The organism is Azospirillum sp. B506 (assembly GCF_000333595.1).
In the GTDB taxonomy this organism is placed as follows: domain Bacteria; phylum Pseudomonadota; class Alphaproteobacteria; order Azospirillales; family Azospirillaceae; genus Azospirillum.
The window spans coordinates 1-1,156 of record NZ_BADK01000542.1 but is presented as its reverse complement, the minus strand read 5'-3'; the positions used below and the strand labels follow the sequence as shown (position 1 = coordinate 1,156).

At 67.0% G+C, this 1,156-nt stretch carries 2 protein-coding genes; both read left to right on the top strand.

Annotated features, from left to right (window positions below):
* The first annotated feature begins 332 nt into the window (after positions 1-332).
* Positions 333-764 (top strand): PaaI family thioesterase, encoded by a 432-nt coding sequence (locus I71_RS16150; RefSeq protein ID WP_042695871.1) that lies wholly within the window; start codon positions 333-335, stop codon positions 762-764.
* The coding region (locus I71_RS16145; RefSeq protein ID WP_042695870.1) for an enoyl-CoA hydratase-related protein at positions 761-1,156 on the top strand (396 nt) is incomplete at its 3' end. The genes I71_RS16150 and I71_RS16145, both read left to right, overlap by 4 nt.

The following is a 1,156-nucleotide window of genomic DNA, read 5'->3' as shown; positions in this document are numbered from 1 at the left end:
GATCTCTTGGGTCAAGCCCTCAACTCGCCCTTGCGGGAAAGTGCGGCGGCTGGCTGTTCCGCCCTCAATGGACCGATGTATGATAAATCGGATGGCTTAAGGAAAAATGGTCGCCGGGCGAGAACGTCACCCCTCGCGTTCGATCAAGCCACCCTCAGGTGGGCTGACGCAGGCCCGCATTGTCCTGTCCACACGGCGACCATCGATCCACGACGTGTGCATGCTGGGCAAAGCCCCCCTGCCACTGAACGGCCGAACCGGCTTCGCGGAGCAGGCTGAGTTTATCCGTTCCAACCGCCAGCACCAAGACAGGACAAGGAGGATATCCCTGAATGAACGATCTGCTGAACGGCGAGCCGGAATCGGGCTTCCAGCGCCTGCTGGGCTACGCCTTGAGTCGCTGGGAGGAGGGAGAGGCGGAGCTGACGATGACCATCGACGACCGCCACCTGAACCGGGCCGGCGTGGTGCATGGCGGCGTCCTGGCGACGCTTTTGGATACGGTTTCCGGATTTTCGGTAACATACTGTCCCTTTCCTGGGCGGGTACGGCGGGTGGTGACGCTGTCCTTGTCGACCAGCTTCCTGGGTCAGGCCCGCACCGGTACGCTGATCGCCACCGGCCGGCTGCGGGGCGGCGGACGCAAGATCGTCGGGATTGCCGCGGAGATCCGCCACGGCGATACCGGCGCCCTGATCGCCACGTCGGAGGGCATGTTCAAATACCGGCCGGGCAGCGAGAACCGGGAGGGAACCGAGCTATGAGCGGACAACTGACCATCACGCGCCAGGGCCGCGTGATGGTGCTGACGATGGACGACGCCGCCACCAAGAACGCGCTGGAGCCGGACATGATGGCCGCCGCCCGCGACGCGCTGGTGCAGGCCGCCGAGGATCCGGGGGTGGGCGCCATCGTGCTGACCGGGGCCAACGGCACCTTCTGCTCCGGCGGCAATCTGGGCCGGCTGCTCGGCAACGCCAAGGCCGACCCGGAGCTGACCCGCACCAGCCTGGAGCACTTCCATGGCTGGACCCGCGCCATGCGCGCCTGCCCGAAGCCGGTGATCGCCGCCGTCGAGGGGGCAGCCGCCGGGGCCGGCTTCTCGGTGGCGCTCGGCTGCGACCTGATCGTCGCGGCCGAGGATGCGGGTTCACGC